This is a genomic window from Streptomyces sp. T12 (assembly GCF_028736035.1).
Lineage (GTDB): Bacteria > Actinomycetota > Actinomycetes > Streptomycetales > Streptomycetaceae > Streptomyces.
Genome location: NZ_CP117866.1, coordinates 103269 through 121763 on the forward strand (window position 1 = coordinate 103269; position 18495 = coordinate 121763).

Below are 18495 nucleotides of genomic sequence, written 5' to 3' on the forward strand. Positions count from 1 at the left end.
CGCGATCGCCCGCTTCCAGGCGGGCATCGCCGCAAGATCCAGATCCAGCCCGGACTCAAGGACACATAGGACCCGCGGCGCAATCCCTGCACGTCTCCCCCACCCGTCGAGCCGCGCATTGTTGCCCACTCCGCCGCCGGCGCCGGCGCCGCCCGACCGCACCCGAAACGGAGCACCACCCCCATGTCCCAACAGATCCGCCGTGTCCTCGTCCGGTCGATCGACGACATCACCGTCGAGCATGTCCCCGCGCCGACCGCCGACGAGGGCGAACTCCTCGTCCGCACCGCCGTGGTGGGCGTGTGCGGCTCCGACACCCACGCCGCCCAGGGCCGCCACCCGTTCATGCCCCTTCCCTACCACCCCGGACACGAGGCGGTCGGCGTCGTCGCCGCCGTCGCCTCAGGCACCGACGGGTTCGCCCCGGGCGACCGGATCATCGTCGAGCCGAACCTGTACTGCGGGCAGTGCCCCCAGTGCCGTACCGGCCGCTACAACATCTGCGAGGAGCTGAAGGTCTTCGGATGCCAGACCCCCGGCGCCATGACCGACCTGTTCACCATCCCCGCCGACCGCGTCCACCACATCCCCGAGGGCATGACCGACATCGAGGCCGCACTCGTCGAACCACTGGCCACCCCGGTGCACGCCGTGGCCAAGGCCGGTGACCTCACCGGACGTACCGTGGCCGTCCTCGGCGCCGGACCCATCGGGCTGCTCGTGCTCGCCGCCGCCCGGCACGCGGGCGCCGCGAAGATCGCCGTCACCGACCTGCTGCCGGGCAAGCGGGAGCGCGCCCTGCGTCTCGGCGCCGACGCCGCCCTGCCCGCCGACGCCGCCGACCTCACCGAGCAGGCCCGGGCGGCGCTCGGCGGAGCGGTCGACGTGGTCTTCGACTGCGTGGCCCGCGAGCAGTCCATGGCCCAGGCCACCGACCTGGTCACCAAGGGCGGCCGGATCATCGTCGTCGGCGTCGGCGCCGCCGGAACCACCCCCGTACGCCTCGATCTGATCCAGGACCGCGAGATCAGCGTCGAAGGCACGCTGATGTACACGGCCGACGACTACCGCACCGCCATCGCCCTGATCGCCTCCGGCGCCGTCGACACCGACGAGATCGTCACCGCCACCTTCCCCTTGGAAGAGGCGGCCAAGGCCTTCACCGCCTCGCTCGCCCCCGAACACGTCAAGGTCTTGGTCACCGTGGAAGCGCCCTAGTGGCCGCTGAGAGCGGCCGGCCGGGCCCGCTGGGCCGGGCGGAAGCAGGCAGCCGTCGGCAGACGACGGCTCCCGGCCCCTCCCGGACCGTGTGCGAGACTTCGAGGTCGAAGCCTCCAGCCGTCGCCACGCGCCGCGAGGCTGTCACAGCACGGCCGCCCACAGCCGCGCCATGGACGCAGAACGCAGAGACGGGGAGAGCTGTAGTGCCCGCCAGGACTCGGTCGTCGCAGGCCGCCGTGGAGGAGCGGCGTCAGTCCGTGCTGCGCCACGTCGTCGAACACGGCGAGACCCGGATCGACGAACTCGCCGACCACTTCGGCGTCAGCCTGATGACGATGCACCGCGACCTCGACGACCTCGTCCGGCGCTCCCTTCTCCGCAAGGAGCGCGGCCGGGCCGTCCCCTTCCCGGCGGTGCTCATGGAAACGGCGACCCGCTTCCGAGAAGGCGCCGCCATCTCGGCCAAGGAGGCCCTGTGCCATGCCGCACTCGGCCACATCAGGCCCGGCAGCACGGTCCTCATGGACGACTCCACCACCCTCTTCCCCCTCGCACCCGCCCTGGCCGAGCTTGAGCAGATCACCGTCGTCACCAACTCGGTCGGCCTGGCACAGCGTCTGGGGTCCGCGCCGGGCCTGGACGTCACCCTGCTCGGCGGGCGCTACCACGCCGACTTCAATTCCTGCACGGGCCCCGAGCTCACCCGTACCCTCTCCCGCATCCACGCCGACCTCGCCCTGATGTCCGCCACCGCCGTCCACGCGGGCCGGCTCTTCCACCCCCTGAGCGAATACGTCGAGGTCAAGCTGGCCATGCTCGAATCCGCCGAGCGGGCCCTGCTCCTCGTGGACCACTCGAAGTTCGGCAAGACCGCCACCCACGCGTACGGCACGGTGGCCGACTACGCCACGGTCATCACCGACACCGGCACCCCCGACACCGAGATCGCGGCCCTCCGCGATCTCGGCGTCCCCGTCGAAGCCGTCGACCCCGGAGAGCACGCCCCGTGATACACGCCCTGTTCGAAACCCCCAGTGCCTACCGTCCCACCGCCGCGGAGATGGCCGCTCCCGTACCGCAGGTCGAGGCCGTGCTGTTCGACTTCAGCAACACGATCTTCCAGATGATCGACCTGGAGACATGGCTGGGGCGGGTCGCCGCCGCCGGCAACCGTGCCGACGTGCTGGAGGAGCCCGGTGCCGTGGCAGGGATCGCGCTACAACTGCGGGACACCTTCCGGCTGCCCGCCGTCGTCGCCCTCCAAGAGGGCCGCGACCTCTCCTGCGAACGGCACCGCCGCGCCATGCAGGGATGGTGGGGGCACGTCGACTTCCTGCGGGGCGTCGAGGAAACGGCGTACCGGGAACTCACCGCACCCGACGCCTGGTTGCCCTACCCCGACACCGAACCCACCCTCCGTGCGCTGCGCGCCCGCGGACTGCGCATCGGGATCGTGAGCGACTTCGCCTGGGACCTGCGGGTCCACCTGGCCCATGCCGGTCTCGAGGACCTGGTCGACGCGTGCGTGATCTCCTGCGAGGTGGGCCGGGAGAAGCCCGACCCGCAGCTGTTCCTCAAGGCCTGCGCCGACCTCGGCGCCGATCCCCGGGCCACGCTCATGGTCGGCGACAACCCGGGACGGGACGGCGGCGCCACCGCCTGCGGTATGCGCGCCTACATCCTCCCGGCCGAACCGCGCACCGGCGATCGGGGGCTGGCCGAAGTCCTCCGGCTCGTGACCTGACCCACCGACCGGCGCCGCCCGGCCGAAGACAGGCAGGCCGGCAAACGCCGCGCCACGGGTCATCGCCTCGCGCACACCTCGGCCGGCCCAGAGCGAGATCCTCGACGGGGTGTCCCTGACCGCGTACCTCACCTCACGCGGGAGGTCGGCCGGCGCCGTCTCTCCACTCAGTAGCCATTGCCGTCGGTCGTGTTGGTGCCGCCGTCCGTCGAGGCGGTGCCGCCCACGGTGAGCTCGGTCTTCATGCCCAGGTCCTTGTGCCCGTCGACGGGACAGTAGACCTCGTACGTGCCGTCCTTCAGCGTGATGGTGAGGTTCGCCGACTCTCCGGGTGCCAGCGTCCGCGTCTCCTCCTCCGTTCCCGAGCCCTCGATCTCCAGGGCATGGTCGTGCTGTCCGTCGTTCTTGGCGACGAAGGTGTAGTCACCCGCCTCCAGCGTCGTCCGGGAAAGCTGCATCTTGTAGTCGGTCATCTTCACGTCCACCCGGGTGGTTCCCGGCTCGCCGCTCTGCTCCGGAGGCGACGATGTCGAGCCACCACCGTCGTCGTTTCCGCCCCCGCACGCCACGAGGATGCCCGCCAGTGCTCCGGCGGCCAGCCCGGGCCCGACGTTCCTGCGCACGAACGTCATGAGCGTCGTCGCCATGTCTCGGCCCTCCGCGAGAAATCGTTCCTGACCAGAGATACGGACGGACCGCGCCAGGGGATTTCCGGCAAGCGGAAGCACGCGGGAGAATGGGGTCGTGATCCCGCGTGGCACCGGGGGAATCCGTTCGGCGAGGTTCGCCGTATCCACTGGTATGCGGAGCTTGGGCCCACCACTCGATCGGCTCTCGGACGAGGCGCTGCTGGCAGGAATGGCGACCGGCGCCCCGGAGATCGCCCTGGCATTCGTCCGCCGGTTCCAGCGCATGGTCTTCGGTATCGCCATCGCGGTCGTCGGCGACCCCCAGCTCGCCGAGGACATCGCCCAGCAGACCTTCGAAAGGGCTTGGCGGCACGCGCAGGTCTACGACTCCCGGCGCGGATCGGTGAAGACCTGGCTGGGGACCATCACGCACAATCTGGCGATCGACGCAGTCCGCGCGCGCAACGCGACCCCGGTCTCCCCCGAGGACCTCGACGCTCTGCTCGGCATCGTGACCCGGACGCCCGAACAGTGGGCACTGGCCGACGATGCGGCAGCCCGGATACGGGCCGCGGTGGCCGGCCTGCCGCGCCAGCAGGCGCGTGCCGTGGTCATGGCCGGGATCTACGGGATGACCGCACGGCAGGTCTCCGAGTTCGAAGGGATCCCCCTGGGCACGGCGAAGTCACGGATCAGGACGGCCATGGGGAAACTGCGGACGGTTCTGGGACCCGAGCGAGCCGATCATGACTGACAGGGACTGCGCGTGGCTGAGGGCCGTCGCCGACGAGCTGGCGCTGGGTATCCTCCCCGGTCAGGAGCGCGCCGAGGCCATCGCCCACCTGGACCGCTGCCCCACCTGCCGGGAGCACGTCGAACAGCTGACGCTCGTCGGAGACGGACTGCTCTCCCTCCTGCCGGGCAGCGAGCCGCCCGCCGGCTTCGAGACACGGGTGATGGACGGGCTGGGCCTGAACCGGCCGGCGCGACCGCGGCGACCACGGACCCGCGTGGCGGTCGCGGCCGCGGCCGCCGCCGCTGTCGCCCTCGGGTTCGGCTTCGGTGGCTGGGCCGTCGGTACGGCCATCGAGGGAGCGTCGGCTCCCTCCTCGCGGAGTTCGGAGCCCCCCGGCTCGGAGCACGGCCTGCTCGCAGCGTCTCTGCTGGCCCCCGACCACCGCCCGGTGGGCCGGATCTTCGCCTATACCGGATCTCCGGGCTGGGTCTACATGTCGGTCCAGCTCGGCCGGGGCGGGCCCGGATCCGACTCCCGGGCCGGGGACGAGACCGAGGCCTCAGGCTCGCGCGACGGATACTCGGAGGCCGGAGAGGTCAGCTGCCGACTGGAGCGTACGGACGGCACGTCGGTCCTCCTCGGGGAGTTCTCCCTCGACGACGCCGGCCGGGGTTACTGGGGAGCCCCCACCCGGGTCGACCCGGACACGGTGTCCGGTGCCCGACTGCTGGCCGCGGACGGCTCCGTCCTGGCCACGGCCCAGTTCGACGCACGGCAGAACCGGTGACCACGGTTCACCGGCACCCGCCGTGGCAGCAACGGCGGATCATGAACGCCGCTGCCACCGCGTGGGTTGGTGTCACTTGATGTGGACGAGTCCGTCGGTGGTGACGGTGGGACGGCCGCTGACACCGACTACGACGATCTCGCCGGATCCGGAGGCCTGGGAGACCACCCAGGCGGCGGAGCGGCTGGACGTGGCGGTGCGGCTGGAGCTGGTGGTGCTCGGGCCGAAGGTGGCCGTGGTGGGGGCCAGCAGCTTCACGGAGCTCAGCACGGCGGTGGTGTTGACGCTCCCGGTACGCAGCGAGCGCTTCGGCGCGGTGGTGAAGGTCGGCGCCGTACTGGCCGAGCTTCCACCGGCGCCTTCGACGCCGCGCTGGCCTCCGTCGCCCGCGTCGTCGTGCTCTGCTGACCGGCACAGCCCTGTTCATGGTGTTTGCACTGACCAGCGACGGCCGGAATCTGGTGGCGTCCGGGGCAGTAGGGGACTGAAATCTCGGACGCGCGCCGACACCTGAAACTCAAGACCTTGCGGAATGGGGTCGGATCGGCGATAGGGAGGAGGAATCGGCGCTTCGACCGGATGGGCGGAGGGAAATCCGTCACGGCCCCGGCGACTACACGACAGCTATCGCGTTCAGTTCAAATGGAAAGTATCTTGCGATCGGAAACTATGCAGGGCGGGCGCCCCTTTGGGGTGACGATACCCGTCGTCGACTTGGCTCGAAGCTCCTGGCAGCGGCTTGATCTTTCTCAACAGCCCGTTGCCGCCAGGAGCTTCACCTTCCGTACCGCCCGCATCCCCGCCACCCAACCACGCTGTCAGGTGGGCAGGGAGTCACCGACCGGCGGTCGGACTGCAGGTCAGAGGGAGGCGCTGACGCCTACGTGGCTGTACTGGCCGACGGCGCCCAGAACCTCGTTCTTGACGGCGTCGACCTGGGCCAGGACATCCGCGCTGCTGATCGCCGTGGGGCCGACGACGAGGCTGGCCTGCGGGTTCAGACCGCCGGAGACGTCATCGAGCTCGACGTCGGAGATCTCAACGGTCGCAACCTGGGGAGCGGAGTTCATGATCAAACTTCCCTTCGTATGGAGGGTCCTCAAGGGGCGGCCCGCCGGGGACAGAAAGCGGGCCTCGGCCGCAGGCGCGCGACACCCGTTTCCGGAGACTTTCGCGCGCTTCCGCGGTGCAGAGGATCAAAGCACGGAGCGCACCGGGCGACCAATCAACCGGAGCACGCACCCGGGAAGTTGAACGAAAAGGCTGCGCATCCGTGCAGGCATGCGCACAACTTGGGGGCAGCTTCTCTACATCCCGCGCAGCATCAGGACGCCTCGGATATTGCCACGAGGATTCGGAACCGGACACTCCGCACCAACACATCGGCATCCGGCACGCCCTTGTACGGATGTCTCGCACTCCGTGACGCGGTTGGGTATCCGATGTGCAGATTCCCTGAAGCCGGAATGCCACGCCGCACAGATCCCCGCCCGTACCCCGGAGGTGACCTGCGAGCGTGCCGAACACGTTGCCGCCGGCCCCGTCAGTCGGCGCAGCAGTCGTCCTCAGTGACGCCTCGGGACGTCGTGCCGAGCCGGCAGAAGCACGACGCCTCGATCGGTACGTCCGCCATCGCGGCCGCCAGACGCAGCTGCTGGCCCACCATCTGTGCCTCCGCGGTCCTGCCCAGGCGCATCAGGCACTCGTACAGGCCGTGCAGGGACCAGACGTTGCCGGGATGCTGCAAGGCGCGCGGGAGCGTGCCGTCGAGGCCGAGGTCGGCCCGGTAGACCGCCTCGGCCTCCTCGATGCGTCCCTGTTCGAGGAGGAGGGCGCCGTAGGCGTGCCGGGTGGGCTGCATCCAGCCCCACGGTTCGTCGTAGGGGAGGTTGTCGTCCAGTTCGATGGAGCGTTCCAGGGCTGCGAAGGCGGCGGCGAAGTCGCCCTTGCGGTACTCCAGTTCGCCGTCGAGCATCGCCGAGGCGATCGCGAGGATGTCGGCGCAGGTGTTGTTGAAGAGCATGCGGGTCTCGGGGACACGGGCGACGGCTTCGTGGAAGAGTCGGCGTTCCGTCTCGGCCTCCCGGACGCGGTGGGTCGAGGAGTACGCGACGCCGCGGGCGTAGTGGAGCATCGCGGTCGTCACGCAGTGCAGCTCGGGGTCGGCGGGCAGGGGTAGCTGAAGGATGTCGTCCCAGCGGCCGAAGCGGATCAGGGCGTGGACCCGCATGGCGAGGAAGCCCTCCAGCCAGTCGGCCATGGGCGGGCTCGGCACGCGCAGGAGGTCCGCGGGGATGGAGGCCTCGAGCTGCTCGACGGTCTGGAGGGCGACCTCGCACTGGCCGAGGAACATGGCGCCGTAGATCTTGAAGTGGTAGTTGTGCGTGCGGTACAGGGTGTAGAAGTTCATCGCCCCGGCTCGGGAGCGGTACTTCTCGTCGGCCGCGATCGCCGCGGTGTTGTCCGAGACCACCCTCCGGTAGTCGCCGCACAACACCTCCAGGTGCGAGGGCATGTGCAGCAGATGCCCGGCGTCGGGCATCAGGCCGCGCAGCCGGTCCGCGACGACAAGGGCCGCCTCGGGGGTCGGGGACATCTCCATCAGGTGGATGTACATGTGCACCACGCCCGGGTGGTCACGTCCCGCGTCGGTTGCGAGGGCCCGGTCGAGGGCTGCCTTGGCCTCCAGCGTGCGCGCGCCCTCGGCCGGTTGGCCGGTCCTCAGGTCCCACAGCTGCCAGGGGGTGAGGTTCATCAGGGCGTCGGCGTACAGGGTGGCGATGTCCGGGTCGTCGGGGGCGAGCTCGTAGACCGCGCGCATGCTGTCGGCGTAGAGGGCGTTCCAGACGGAGCAGTCCTCCACGGCCTTCGCCTGCGGGTAGCGGGTGCGCAGTGCGGCGATCAGTGCCTGTTCGACGGGGGTGGCGGTGTCCGCTTTCGCATGGGCCAGTTCCACGGCGGCATGGGTGCGGTCGACGGTGCGTGCCAGGTCCTGGTCGTCGAAGAACTCCCAGGGTTTGTTGTAGTTCGGGCCGAGCGCGTACGCGATGCCCCAGTGGGCCATGGCGCAGTCGGGGTCGGCCGCGGCTGCGGCCTCGAAGCAGGCGACGGCCTCCTCGTGGTGGAAGGCGTACGTCCACATCAGGCCGCGGTCGAACCAGACCTGCGCCTGGGCGCGGGACGTGGTCACGGAGCGGGTGTAGGTGCCGAGGTCGTAGTACTCCATCGTCTGTCTCCTGCCAGTACTGCGCCCGCCGGGGTCGCTGCGGCCGCTCGGGGTCGGTCGGGGTCCGGTCTCGCACCGACAACGGGGAGGGCTGATGCCCGGTTGCGGGTTCGGGCATTTCCGGGCCCCCGCCCGCACCCCCCGCCCCCCCGGCGGCCTCTCGACTGCCCGCAGGAGCCTCGCTTTGCGCCGCCCAGGTGCGGGCAAGGTGCGTCGTGGCGCATTCTTGCTGTGTCGCGCGCGTGATGGCGTACGGACGAGGTAGGGCCGATGACTGGGAGCGCCGAGGACGCAGAGCGGACGCCCGGCAGGCTGGCGGCGCTGCTGATCGATGCCTCGGCGGAGGCGATCAGCGCGGCCGGTGGTCACGCGGCCGGGGTCTATCTGCGCTCCGGCACGCCCGGACTGCTTCGTCTGGCGGTGCTGGAGGGGCTGCCGGGGCCGCTGTTCCGGCCGTGGTGGCGGCTGCACGTGGACCGGCCGTTCCCTGTCGCGGACGCCTATCGGCTCGGCGTCGAGGTGGTGCTGCCGAACGCGACGGAGACGATGCGCCGCTATCCGCAGTTCGCGGCCGGTCTGCCGTTCCAGTTCGGGTCCCTGTACGTCCCCGTGGCGAGCGGCTCGGCCGTGTACGGAGTGCTGACCGTGCTGCGGCCCTCGGCGTCGGACGCCACGGAGCTGCTGCCCGTGCGCGAGCGCATGGCGCAGGTGGCGCAGGAGCTGGCGTCGGCCCTGCGGACCCTGGAGGCCGCGGACGCGTCGGCGGTGTCCTGGGACGGCGGACCCCTGTGTGTCCGGCCGCCTTCCGGGCGTCCGCCGACGGGGCGCGTCGGCCGGTTCGCCTGGGATCCGGTGGCGGGTGTCGTGACGGCGGACGAGCGGCTGAACGTCGTACTGGATGCTGCCGCGGGGAAGGCCGACGGCACCGCGGAGACGTTCGCGCAGGCATTGGCTCCGGGGGATGCGGAACGGATTCTGGCGGCGCTGCGGGAGGCGGCCGGTGGCCGGCCGCCGGCCCTGCCGCTGTACGTGCGCGCGCCGGACGGTGCGCTGCGGCTGGTCGAGGTCTGGGGGCCGCACGACGACTCGGCCCCGTTCGGTGCGGGGACGGTACGGGGTGTCGTCCTCGACCCGGGGCAGGGGGCGGTGGCGGACGCGGCGGCCGATCTGCTGCCGGACGGTGTGTTCTGCCTGGACCGGGTGGGTGCGGTCGTCTACGCCAATCCGCATGCGGCGCGGCTGCTGCGCCGGCCGCGCACCGAGTTGCTGGGCCGCACCCTGTGGGAGGGCGTGCCGTGGCTGAACCAGCCCGCCGTCGAGGATCACCTGCGGGGAGCCCTGCTGTCCCCGGACCCGGTGCATTTTCATGTCCGCAGGCCGTCCGCCCATGGGCGTGAGTCCGCTGCCCCGTCCATCGAGGGCGACTTGCTCGCCATGTCCGTCTACCCCGGCCGGGACCTGCTCACGTGCACGCTCCGGCCGGGGCACCGCATGGCGGCCGGTCCGGCCGGACTCCCGGATGCGCCCGGCTCGCCGGAGACGGCCGGTGCGCCTTCGCTCTCTCCCCTGTACCGCCCCATCGTCCTCGCCATCGCGCTGACGGAGGCGGTCACCGCCCGTCAGGTGTCCGCCGTGGTGATGCGGGAGCTGCTGCCCGCGTTCGGCGGCCGCCGGCTGGCCATCTACCTGCTGCAGGAGCGGCATCTGTACCTGGCCTGGGAGACCGGCTTTCCCAAGGGGTTCCTCGCCCCGTTCGAAGGTGTGGGCCTGGACGCGCGGCTGCCCGGCGTCGAGACGCTGACCAGTGGCCGCCCGCTCTTCTTCGACTCGATGCAGCAGCTCGCCGACGCCTATCCGGGCATCCCGCTGGACGCGACGGAGGGAGCCCGCGCCTTCCTGCCCCTGATCGCCTCCGGGCGTGCGGTCGGCTCGTGCATCCTCGGCTTCGACCGGCCGCGCAGCTTCAGCACCGAGGAGCGCACCGTGCTCACCGCCATGGCCGGGCTGATCGCGCACGCCATGGAGAAGGCACAGCGCTACGAGAACGAGGCCGCGCTGGCCCGTGGGCTGCAGCAGGCGCTGCTCCCCCGGCGGCTGTCGCAGCACCCCCTGGTGGAGACCGCCGGGCGCTATCTGCCGGGCACCCAGGGCATGGAGGTGGGCGGCGACTGGTACGACGTCGTCGCCGCCGGGGACGGTCTGGCCCTGGTGATCGGCGATGTGCAGGGGCACGGTGTGCAGGCGGCGGCCACCATGGGCCAGCTGCGCAGCGCCGTGCGGGCCTTCGCCCTCGGCGACCGGCCGCCCGACGAGGTCATGAGCGGCACCAACCGCCTGCTGATCGACCTCGACGCCGGTCTGTTCGCGAGCTGCTGCTACATCCGGCTCGATCCCGCGACCGGCGTAGCCCAGGCGGCCGTGGCCGGGCACCTGCCGCCGCTGCTGCGCCGCCCCGACGGCCGTACGCATGTCGTCGACCTGCCCGGCGGGGTGGTGCTCGGCGTCGATCCGCAGGCCCAGTATCCGGTGGCGGAGCTGCTGATGGAGCCGGGTGCCGTCCTGGCGTTGTACACGGACGGTCTGGTCGAGCGGCCCGGTGTCGACATCGACGACGGGATCAGCGCGCTGCGGGTGGCGCTGGCCAAGGCCGGTGCCCCTGGTGCCCGCCGGGGCGGACGCGCGCTGGCGGGCGTGGCCGACCGGCTCACCGTGACGGCCCGGCACACGGCGGACCGCCCCGACGACATCGCGCTGCTGCTCGCCACCCGGCGGGCCACGCCACCGCACCGGAGATGAGGGCGTGCCGAGGACGCCGGGCGGCGTAACCCTGTCGTGGGGACGGGAGTTGCCCGGATGCGACCCCCCACTTCTGTGATCGTCGTGTGAGAGAGACAGCGGGTCCTGTCACGGTCCGTGACGTCTCTCGCCTCCTGGGGCGCGGCAGTGTAGACATGGGCACATGGTCCGACTATCGGGTCGATCCGGGGCCCGGTCGGCCCGTCGTCCGAGCGGTCTGCGCACCCGGGGTGCGCCCGACCGCGTCTTTGCGGTGCCCGAACGGGGAATCCCGCGCGATCCGCTCGCCGACGGGCAGCGCAAGGGCCTGCTCGCCGGGGTGCGGTCGGCGCTGGGCGGGCGCAGCGTCGCCGGGCAGGTGTTCCTGCTGCAAGTGGTGATCGTGCTGCTGCTGGTCGTCGCCGCGGTGGTGGCACTGGTGCTGCAGACGCGGTACGACACCACGCAGGAGGCACGCAACCGTTCGGTGGCGGTCGCCGAGGCGTTCGCGAACGCGCCCGGCACCCGGGAGGCGCTGGACAGCCCGGATCCCAGCGCCATCCTGCAGCCGCGGGCCGAGGCGGCGCGCGAGGCGACCGGCGTGGACTTCATCGTCGTCATGAACACCGACGGCATCCGCTACTCCCACCCCAAGCCGGACCGTATCGGGAAGAAGTTCGTCGGGACCCTGGAACCGGCGCTGGCCGGGAAGGTCGTGGTCGAGCACATCACGGGGACCATCGGTCCGCTCGTGCAGGCCGTGGTCCCCATCAAGGACCCCGACGGGAAGGTCGTGGGCCTGGTGTCGGCCGGGATCACGACGAAGACCGTGGGCGGCACCGCGGACCGGCAGCTGCCGCTGGTCCTGACCGCGGCGGCGGTGGCCCTGGCCCTGTCCACGGCGGGCACGGCCCTGGTCAGCAAGCGGCTGCTGCGGCAGACGCACGGCCTCGGGCCGGACGAGATGACCCGGATGTACGAGCACCACGACGCCGTCCTGCACGCCGTCCGGGAGGGCGTGATCATCGTCGGCGACGAGGGGCGGCTGCTGCTCGCCAACGACGAGGCGCACCGCCTGCTCGACCTGCCCGAGGACGCCGAGGGACGCCGGGTGATCGACCTCGGTCTCGCCGCCGACACCGCCGAACTGCTGGACTCCGGCCGGATGGCCACGGACGAGGTGCACCTGGTCAAGGACCGGCTGCTCGCCGTCAACCAGCGCCCCACCCACCTCAGGGGCCGGCCCTCCGGCAGCGTCGCCACGCTCCGCGACTCGACGGAACTGCGGGCCCTGTCCGGCCGGGCCGAGGAGGCCCGCGAGCGCCTGAACATGCTGTACGACGCCGGTGTCGGCATCGGCACCAGCCTGGACGTCACCCGTACCGCCGAGGAACTGGCGGAGATCGCGGTGCCCCGGTTCGCGGACTACGCCACCGTCGACCTGTTCGACGCCGTGCTGGCCGGCGGGCAGCCGGAGGCGGTGACCCGGCTGCGGCGCACGGCGTCCAGCGGGATACGCAAGGACGCCCCGCTGTACCCGGTGGGCGAGCACCTCCGGTTCGTCGACTCCTCGCCGCAGGCCCGTGCGCTCAGCGACGGGCAGGCCGTCGTCGAGCCGCGGCTTCAGCAGGCGTCCGGCTGGCGCGCCCAGGACCTGGAGCGGTCGGCGCAGGTCCTGGACTTCGGCATCCACTCACTGATCGCAGTGCCGCTCAGGGCGGGCTCCCTGGTGCTGGGCGTGGTCAGTTTCTGGCGGTCGCAGAAGGGCGAGCCGTTCGACGCCGACGAGGTCGCGCTCGCCGAGGAGCTGGTCGCGCGGGCAGCGGTGTCCATCGACAACGCCCGCCGGTACACGCGCGAGCACAGCATGGCGGTGACCCTGCAGCGCAGCCTGCTGCCCCGCCGGCTGCCCGAGCAGAACGCGCTGGACATCGCCTACCGGTACCTGCCGGCGCAGGCCGGGGTGGGCGGCGACTGGTTCGACGTGCTGCCGCTGTCCGGTGCCCGGGTGGCGCTGGTGGTGGGGGACGTCGTCGGCCACGGGCTGCACGCGGCGGCCACGATGGGCCGGCTGCGTACGGCCGTGCACAACTTCTCCGCCCTGGACCTGCCGCCCGACGAGCTGCTCGCGCTCCTCGACGAGCTGGTCGCCCGTATCGACCAGGACGAGACGGAGGAGGGCGACAGCGCTCCGGTGGCCGGTGCGACCTGTCTGTACGCGATCTACGACCCGGTTTCCCGACGGTGCACCATCGCCCGCGCCGGACATCCGCCGCCGGCCCTGATCCGGCCGGACGGCACCGTCGAGTTCCCCGACGTGCCCGCCGGTCCCCCGCTGGGCCTGGGCGGGCTGCCGTTCGAGACGGCCGAGCTGGAGCTGGCGCAGGACAGCCGGCTCGTGCTCTACACGGACGGGCTCGTGGAGGACCGTGAGCGGGACATCGACGAGGGTCTGGAGCTGCTGCGGGCCGCGCTGGCCGGGGCCGGCCGGTCGCCGGAGGAGACCTGCCAGGCCGTACTGGACGGCCGGCTGCCCGAGCGGCCGAGCGACGACATCGCGCTGATCGTGGCGCGGACGCGGGCACTCGGCGCCGACCTGGTCGCCGAGTGGCAGGTCCCGTCCGATCCGGCGGCCGTCGCCCAGGTGCGCTCCGATGTGACGGGGACGCTGGAGAGGTGGGGGCTGGAGGAGCTGTCGTTCACCACGGAGCTGATCCTGAGCGAACTGGTCACCAACGCGATCCGGTACGGCGGTGACCCCATCCGCGTGCGCATGCTGCGCGACCGCACTCTGATCTGCGAGGTCTTCGACGCCAGCAGCACCTCGCCGCATCTGCGCTACGCGGCCATGACGGACGAGGGCGGGCGCGGCCTGTTCCTCGTGGCGCAGCTCGCCGAGCGCTGGGGTACGCGGTACCTGCCCACCGGCAAGGTGATCTGGGCGGAGCAGCCGCTGCCGTAGCGGGCGCCTGTGCGCACACGCCTGTTGGCACCCGTCTGTTTGTGCATAGGTACGAACCTTTGGCGCGACGGGTGCCGCTCGCGACCCGTGTCTGGTAGGAAACTTTCCTATCAGTGGCAGTTACGGCCAACTCCCCACCCCCCACCATCACTTGGAGCCGCCGTGAAGCACCCCGCGCACACATCGCGCCGCACATTGCTCGCCCTCATCGGCGCGTCCTTGGCGTCGGTCCCGCTCCTCAACTCCCCCCGTGCCGCCGCCCTCTGCGCCGCGGCGGGGCTCGACGATCCGGCGAAGAAGGAGCTCGCCATGCAGTTGGTGTCGAGCGCGGAGAACTCCTCGCTCGACTGGAAGGCGCAGTACAAGTACATCGAGGACATCGGCGACGGCCGCGGCTACACCGCCGGCATCATCGGGTTCTGCTCCGGCACGGGCGACATGCTCGACCTGGTCGAGCTCTACGCTGACCGCCGCCCCGGCAACGTCCTCGCCCCGTACCTGCCGGCGCTGCGCCGGGTGAACGGCACCGACTCGCACGACGGGCTCGACCCGAACTTCCCCCGCGACTGGGCCCGGGCCGCACAGGACCAGGCGTTCCGGCAGGCGCAGAACGACGAGCGCGACCGGGTGTACTTCAACCCGGCCGTCCGGCAGGGCAAGAGCGACGGTCTGCGGGTGCTCGGCCAGTTCGCGTACTACGACGCCATCGTCATGCACGGCGACGGCGACGACCCCACCAGCTTCCGCAACATCCGCAGGCGCGCCCTGAACCGGGCCCGGCCGCCGGCCCAGGGCGGCGACGAAGTCACCTACCTGGACGCCTTCCTGGACGCGCGGGTGTGGGCCATGAAGCAGGAGGAGGCCCACAGCGACACCAGCCGGGTCGACACCGCCCAGCGGGTGTTCCTGCGCAAGAGCAACCTCGACCTCGATCCGCCGCTCGACTGGAAGGTGTACGGGGACAGTTACCACATCGGCTGAGCGACATCCGGCGCCCCGGCCGAACGGGGCGCCGGACCTCGCCGAACGCGCCCCACGCCCGACATGAGAGAGTGTCCGGCGCGGCCCGGACACCTCATAAAGCAGCCTTATGAGCTCATAGACCGGACCCGCGTACCGACTTAGGCTTGCCTTAGCTTAGGCTTCCCGACGAGATCGTTTGTCGCCACTCGAAGGGACCCTGATCATGCCCCGCCCTCTGCGGGTAGCCATCGTCGGAGCCGGCCCCGCCGGGATCTACGCCGCCGACGCCCTGCTCAAGTCCGACGTGGCCGCCGAACCCGGCGTGTCCATCGACCTCTTCGAGCGCATGCCCGCGCCGTTCGGACTGATCCGTTACGGCGTCGCGCCCGACCACCCCCGCATCAAGGGCATCATCACGGCCCTCCACCAGGTGCTCGACAAGCCGCAGATCCGCCTCTTCGGCAACGTCGACTACCCGAACGACATCAGCCTGGACGACCTGCGCGCGTTCTACGACGCCGTGATCTTCTCGACGGGCGCGACGGCCGACCGCGAGCTGCGCATACCCGGCATCGACCTCGACGGGTCGTACGGCGCCGCGGACTTCGTCTCCTGGTACGACGGCCACCCGGACGTGCCGCGCACCTGGCCGCTGGAGGCGGAGAAGGTCGCCGTGCTCGGCGTCGGCAACGTCGCCCTCGACGTGGCCCGCATCCTCGCCAAGACGGCGGACGAGCTGCTGCCGACGGAGATCCCGCCGAACGTCTACGAGGGTCTCAAGGCCAACAAGGCGCTGGAGGTCCACGTCTTCGGCCGCCGCGGCCCGGCGCAGGCGAAGTTCTCCCCGATGGAGCTGCGCGAGCTGGACCACTCCCCCAACATCGAGGTCATCGTCGACCCCGAGGACATCGACTACGACGAGGGCTCGATCGAGACCCGGCGCGGCAACAAGCAGGCCGACATGGTCGCCAAGACGCTGGAGAACTGGGCGATCCGCGACGTCGGCAACCGGCCGCACAAGCTGTTCCTGCACTTCTTCGAGTCGCCCTCGGAGATCCTCGGCGAGGACGGCAAGGTCGTGGGCCTGCGCACCGAGCGCACCGCCCTCGACGGCACCGGCAACGTCAAGGGCACCGGTGAGTTCAAGGACTGGGACGTCAGCGCGATCTACCGCGCCGTCGGCTACCTCTCCGACAAACTCCCCAAGCTGCCCTGGGACATCGACTCGGGCACCGTCCCGGACGAGGGCGGCCGGGTCATCCAGGAGTCCGGCGAGCACCTGCAGTCGACGTACGTCACCGGCTGGATCCGGCGCGGTCCGGTGGGCCTGATCGGCCACACCAAGGGCGACGCCAACGAGACGGTGGCGAACCTGCTGGACGACTTCGCGAACGGCCGTCTGCAGACGCCGGGTTCGCCCGAGCCGGAGGCCGTGCAGGCGTTCCTCGCCGAGCGCGAGATCCGCTTCACCACCTGGGACGGCTGGTACCAGCTCGACGCCGCCGAAAAGGCGCTGGGCGAGCCGCAGGGCCGTGAGCGCGTGAAGATCGTCGAGCGCGAGGACATGCTCCGGGAGAGCGGCGCGTAAGTCGCCGACGCAGACGGAGAGAGGGCCGGGGTTCATTCCCCGGCCCTCTCGACTTTCACCCTCTGCGAGGTGATCGCCGCCTGTTAACGTCCCCCGGTGTTCTCACTTCTCGAGCCCCCTTTCTTCACCCGGCTGCGCGATGCGCGGCGGGTGCTCGTCGCCGGTGCCGGCGGCGGATTCGACGTGTACGCCGGTGTGCCGCTGGCCCTCGCCCTGCGGGCGGCCGGCAAGGAGGTCCGGCTGGCCAATCTGTCCTTCTCGGATCTGTACGGGCTGGACCTCGATGCGTGGGTGGACCACGACGTGGCGGCGATACGCCCGGACACCACGGCCCGCGGCGACTACTTCCCCGAGCGGACTCTGGCCACATGGCTCGCCGAGCAGGGCCTGCCCGACACGGTGTACGCGTTTCCCCTCACGGGCGTCCAGCCGCTCCGGGCCGCCTACCGCGCGCTTGTCGAGCATCTGGGCGGGGTGGACGCGATCGTGCTGGTGGACGGCGGGACCGACATCCTGATGCGCGGCGACGAGAACGGTCTGGGCACGCCGGAGGAGGACATGGCCAGCCTGGCCGCCGTGGCCGGGCTCGACGAGGTTCCCGTGCGACTGGTGGCGTGCCTCGGCTTCGGGGTGGACGCCTATCACGGGGTCAACCACTCCCTGGTGCTGGAGAACCTCGCCGCGCTGGACCGTGAGGGCGGCTACCTCGGTACGTTCTCGCTGCCGCGCGACAGCCGCGAGGGCGGCCTCTACCTCGACGCGGTGGAGCATGCCCAGCGGTGCACGCCGGACCACCCGAGCATCGTCCAGGGCTCCGTCGCGGCCGCCGTACGCGGTGACTTCGGCGACGTACGCTTCACCGAGCGGACCAGGAACAGCGAGTTGTTCGTCAATCCGCTCATGGCCCTGTACTTCTGCGTCGACGCGCCCGCCCTGGCCCGGCACAACCTCTATCTCGACCGACTGGAGAACACGGCGCTCATGCGCCAGATCAGCTCGGCCATCGCGGAGTTCCGCGACGAGCTCCCGCGTCAGCGGCCACCGCGGGCCTACCCGCACTGACTTGCCCCTGTCTCACATTTCGGTGAAGTCGCCACGGCACTCGTGTGTGCTGCATACACTCCTGATCTTCACAGAAGTTCCACACAGGGGGGATGTTTCTCCATGCGTATACGCATTGCCGCCACAACCGCCGTCGCGGCCGGCACGCTCGCCGCGCTGTCCGCCGCACCGGCCCAGGCCACCGAGTACTCGTCCGCGCTGAAGATCAAGGGCATCCAGTACGACGCGCCCGGCCGCGACTCCAACAGCTGCTCCACCGGCAACACCGACGAGGAGTACCTGACGATCAAGAACTATTCGTCCAGCACGACCGTGAACCTCAAGGGTTACGTCGTGAGGGACGCCAGCAGCACCAACAAGTTCGTCTTCCCCGCGAACCACTATCTGCAGCCCGGTGACTACGTGAAGCTCCGGGGCGGCCACGGCACCGACTCCGACAGCAAGAACGTCGCGTACCGCGACAACTGCAACTTCATGTGGAACAACGACAAGGACACCATCAAGCTGTACAAGCCCTCGGGCGCCGGGGCCGACTCGCACTCGTACACCAAGAGCGGCAACGACCCGGACGGGAACGGCTACATCACCTACCACGGCTGACCGTTCGCAGGCCGCGTGTGAGCAGGACCCGCCCCAATGCGGATGGTGGGCGGGTCCTGCTCACCGAGTCATTGTCGTGACCGGACGCGGTGCGGGCCACGAGTGAGCGGCGGTCGGGCTGTGCGGAGCGTACACACCCCGTGTGCGGACCCCCCGCCCGATCGGCATCCGTCTGCGGCGACCATACTGGTACGTACACGTA

The 18495-nt window shown here is 70.9% G+C and carries 14 protein-coding genes and 1 pseudogene; 11 read left to right on the forward strand and 4 right to left on the reverse strand.

What is annotated here, in order from left to right; translation table 11 throughout:
* Positions 1–183 precede the first annotated feature (183 nt).
* The 3 genes from PBV52_RS00555 (at position 184) to PBV52_RS00565 (ending at position 2965) form a co-directional block, all read left to right on the forward strand.
* Complete coding sequence (locus tag PBV52_RS00555) at positions 184–1218, forward strand: zinc-binding dehydrogenase (RefSeq protein WP_274236250.1); 1035 nt, start codon at positions 184–186, stop codon at positions 1216–1218.
* Between the two features lie 206 nt (positions 1219–1424).
* On the forward strand, positions 1425–2231 hold the full coding sequence (locus PBV52_RS00560; RefSeq protein WP_274236251.1) for a DeoR/GlpR family DNA-binding transcription regulator: 807 nt from the start codon (positions 1425–1427) through the stop codon (positions 2229–2231).
* Positions 2228–2965 carry an HAD family hydrolase gene (locus PBV52_RS00565; RefSeq protein ID WP_274236252.1) on the forward strand — a complete coding sequence of 246 codons (738 nt, stop codon included), beginning with the start codon at positions 2228–2230 and terminating at the stop codon, positions 2963–2965. Before PBV52_RS00560 ends, PBV52_RS00565 begins: the two co-directional genes overlap by 4 nt.
* Positions 2966–3132: 167 nt before the next feature.
* On the opposite strand, the gene PBV52_RS00570 is transcribed toward PBV52_RS00565, so the two are convergent.
* Positions 3133–3612 carry a cupredoxin domain-containing protein gene (locus tag PBV52_RS00570; RefSeq protein ID WP_274236253.1) on the reverse strand — a complete coding sequence of 160 codons (480 nt, stop codon included), beginning with the start codon at positions 3610–3612 and terminating at the stop codon, positions 3133–3135.
* A gap of 154 nt (positions 3613–3766) precedes the next feature.
* On the opposite strand from PBV52_RS00570, the gene PBV52_RS00575 reads away from it, so the two are divergent.
* Together PBV52_RS00575 and PBV52_RS00580 are read left to right on the forward strand one after the other, a co-directional pair.
* Positions 3767–4348, forward strand: coding sequence for an RNA polymerase sigma factor (locus PBV52_RS00575; protein ID WP_274236254.1), 582 nt, complete (start codon positions 3767–3769; stop codon positions 4346–4348).
* The gene (locus PBV52_RS00580) at positions 4341–5117 is read left to right on the forward strand and encodes a hypothetical protein (protein WP_274236255.1); all 777 of its coding nucleotides are present in this window, start codon (positions 4341–4343) and stop codon (positions 5115–5117) included. Before PBV52_RS00575 ends, PBV52_RS00580 begins: the two co-directional genes overlap by 8 nt.
* 72 nt (positions 5118–5189) lie before the next feature.
* Here the strand turns inward: PBV52_RS00580 and PBV52_RS00585 are convergent.
* The 3 genes and pseudogenes from PBV52_RS00585 to PBV52_RS00595 form a co-directional block, all read right to left on the reverse strand.
* Positions 5190–5456, reverse strand: a pseudogene (locus PBV52_RS00585) (hypothetical protein); the annotation flags it as partial.
* A 521-nt stretch (positions 5457–5977) separates the two neighbouring features.
* Positions 5978–6187 (reverse strand): hypothetical protein, encoded by a 210-nt coding sequence (locus PBV52_RS00590; RefSeq protein WP_274236256.1) that lies wholly within the window; start codon positions 6185–6187, stop codon positions 5978–5980.
* Between the two features lie 473 nt (positions 6188–6660).
* Entirely contained in the window at positions 6661–8343 is a 1683-nt protein-coding gene (locus PBV52_RS00595; RefSeq protein WP_274236257.1) for a hypothetical protein, read from the reverse strand.
* Positions 8344–8613: 270 nt separating this feature from the next.
* On the opposite strand from PBV52_RS00595, the gene PBV52_RS00600 reads away from it, so the two are divergent.
* The 6 genes from PBV52_RS00600 to PBV52_RS00625 all read left to right on the forward strand — a co-directional run bounded on the left by PBV52_RS00600 (position 8614) and on the right by PBV52_RS00625 (position 18293).
* Complete coding sequence (locus PBV52_RS00600) at positions 8614–11139, forward strand: SpoIIE family protein phosphatase (RefSeq protein WP_274236258.1); 2526 nt, start codon at positions 8614–8616, stop codon at positions 11137–11139.
* Positions 11140–11302: 163 nt separating this feature from the next.
* Complete coding sequence (locus PBV52_RS00605) at positions 11303–14080, forward strand: SpoIIE family protein phosphatase/ATP-binding protein (RefSeq protein WP_274236259.1); 2778 nt, start codon at positions 11303–11305, stop codon at positions 14078–14080.
* A gap of 162 nt (positions 14081–14242) precedes the next feature.
* Positions 14243–15061: a chitosanase gene (locus PBV52_RS00610; protein WP_274236260.1), complete on the forward strand. Its 819-nt coding sequence runs from the start codon at positions 14243–14245 to the stop codon at positions 15059–15061.
* Positions 15062–15266: 205 nt separating this feature from the next.
* Positions 15267–16631, forward strand: a complete 1365-nt coding sequence (locus tag PBV52_RS00615; RefSeq protein ID WP_274236261.1) for an FAD-dependent oxidoreductase — start codon at positions 15267–15269, stop codon at positions 16629–16631.
* Positions 16632–16727: 96 nt separating this feature from the next.
* Entirely contained in the window at positions 16728–17693 is a 966-nt protein-coding gene (locus PBV52_RS00620; protein ID WP_274236262.1) for a DUF1152 domain-containing protein, read from the forward strand.
* Positions 17694–17795: 102 nt separating this feature from the next.
* Positions 17796–18293: a lamin tail domain-containing protein gene (locus PBV52_RS00625; protein WP_274236263.1), complete on the forward strand. Its 498-nt coding sequence runs from the start codon at positions 17796–17798 to the stop codon at positions 18291–18293.
* The last annotated feature ends 202 nt before the right edge of the window (positions 18294–18495 follow it).

Excerpts from the sequence above, each read along its gene's own strand:
- PBV52_RS00595 (WP_274236257.1), bottom strand. The coding sequence starts at position 8,343 with ATGGAGTACTACGACCTCGGCACCTACACCCGCTCCGTGACCACGTCC.
- PBV52_RS00590 (WP_274236256.1), bottom strand. The coding sequence starts at position 6,187 with ATGAACTCCGCTCCCCAGGTTGCGACCGTTGAGATCTCCGACGTCGAG.
- PBV52_RS00600 (WP_274236258.1), top strand. The coding sequence starts at position 8,614 with ATGACTGGGAGCGCCGAGGACGCAGAGCGGACGCCCGGCAGGCTGGCG.
- PBV52_RS00555 (WP_274236250.1), top strand. The coding sequence starts at position 184 with ATGTCCCAACAGATCCGCCGTGTCCTCGTCCGGTCGATCGACGACATC.
- PBV52_RS00570 (WP_274236253.1), bottom strand. The coding sequence starts at position 3,612 with ATGGCGACGACGCTCATGACGTTCGTGCGCAGGAACGTCGGGCCCGGG.
- PBV52_RS00575 (WP_274236254.1), top strand. The coding sequence starts at position 3,767 with ATGCGGAGCTTGGGCCCACCACTCGATCGGCTCTCGGACGAGGCGCTG.
- PBV52_RS00605 (WP_274236259.1), top strand. The coding sequence starts at position 11,303 with ATGGTCCGACTATCGGGTCGATCCGGGGCCCGGTCGGCCCGTCGTCCG.
- PBV52_RS00580 (WP_274236255.1), top strand. The coding sequence starts at position 4,341 with ATGACTGACAGGGACTGCGCGTGGCTGAGGGCCGTCGCCGACGAGCTG.
- PBV52_RS00625 (WP_274236263.1), top strand. The coding sequence starts at position 17,796 with ATGCGTATACGCATTGCCGCCACAACCGCCGTCGCGGCCGGCACGCTC.
- PBV52_RS00615 (WP_274236261.1), top strand. The coding sequence starts at position 15,267 with ATGCCCCGCCCTCTGCGGGTAGCCATCGTCGGAGCCGGCCCCGCCGGG.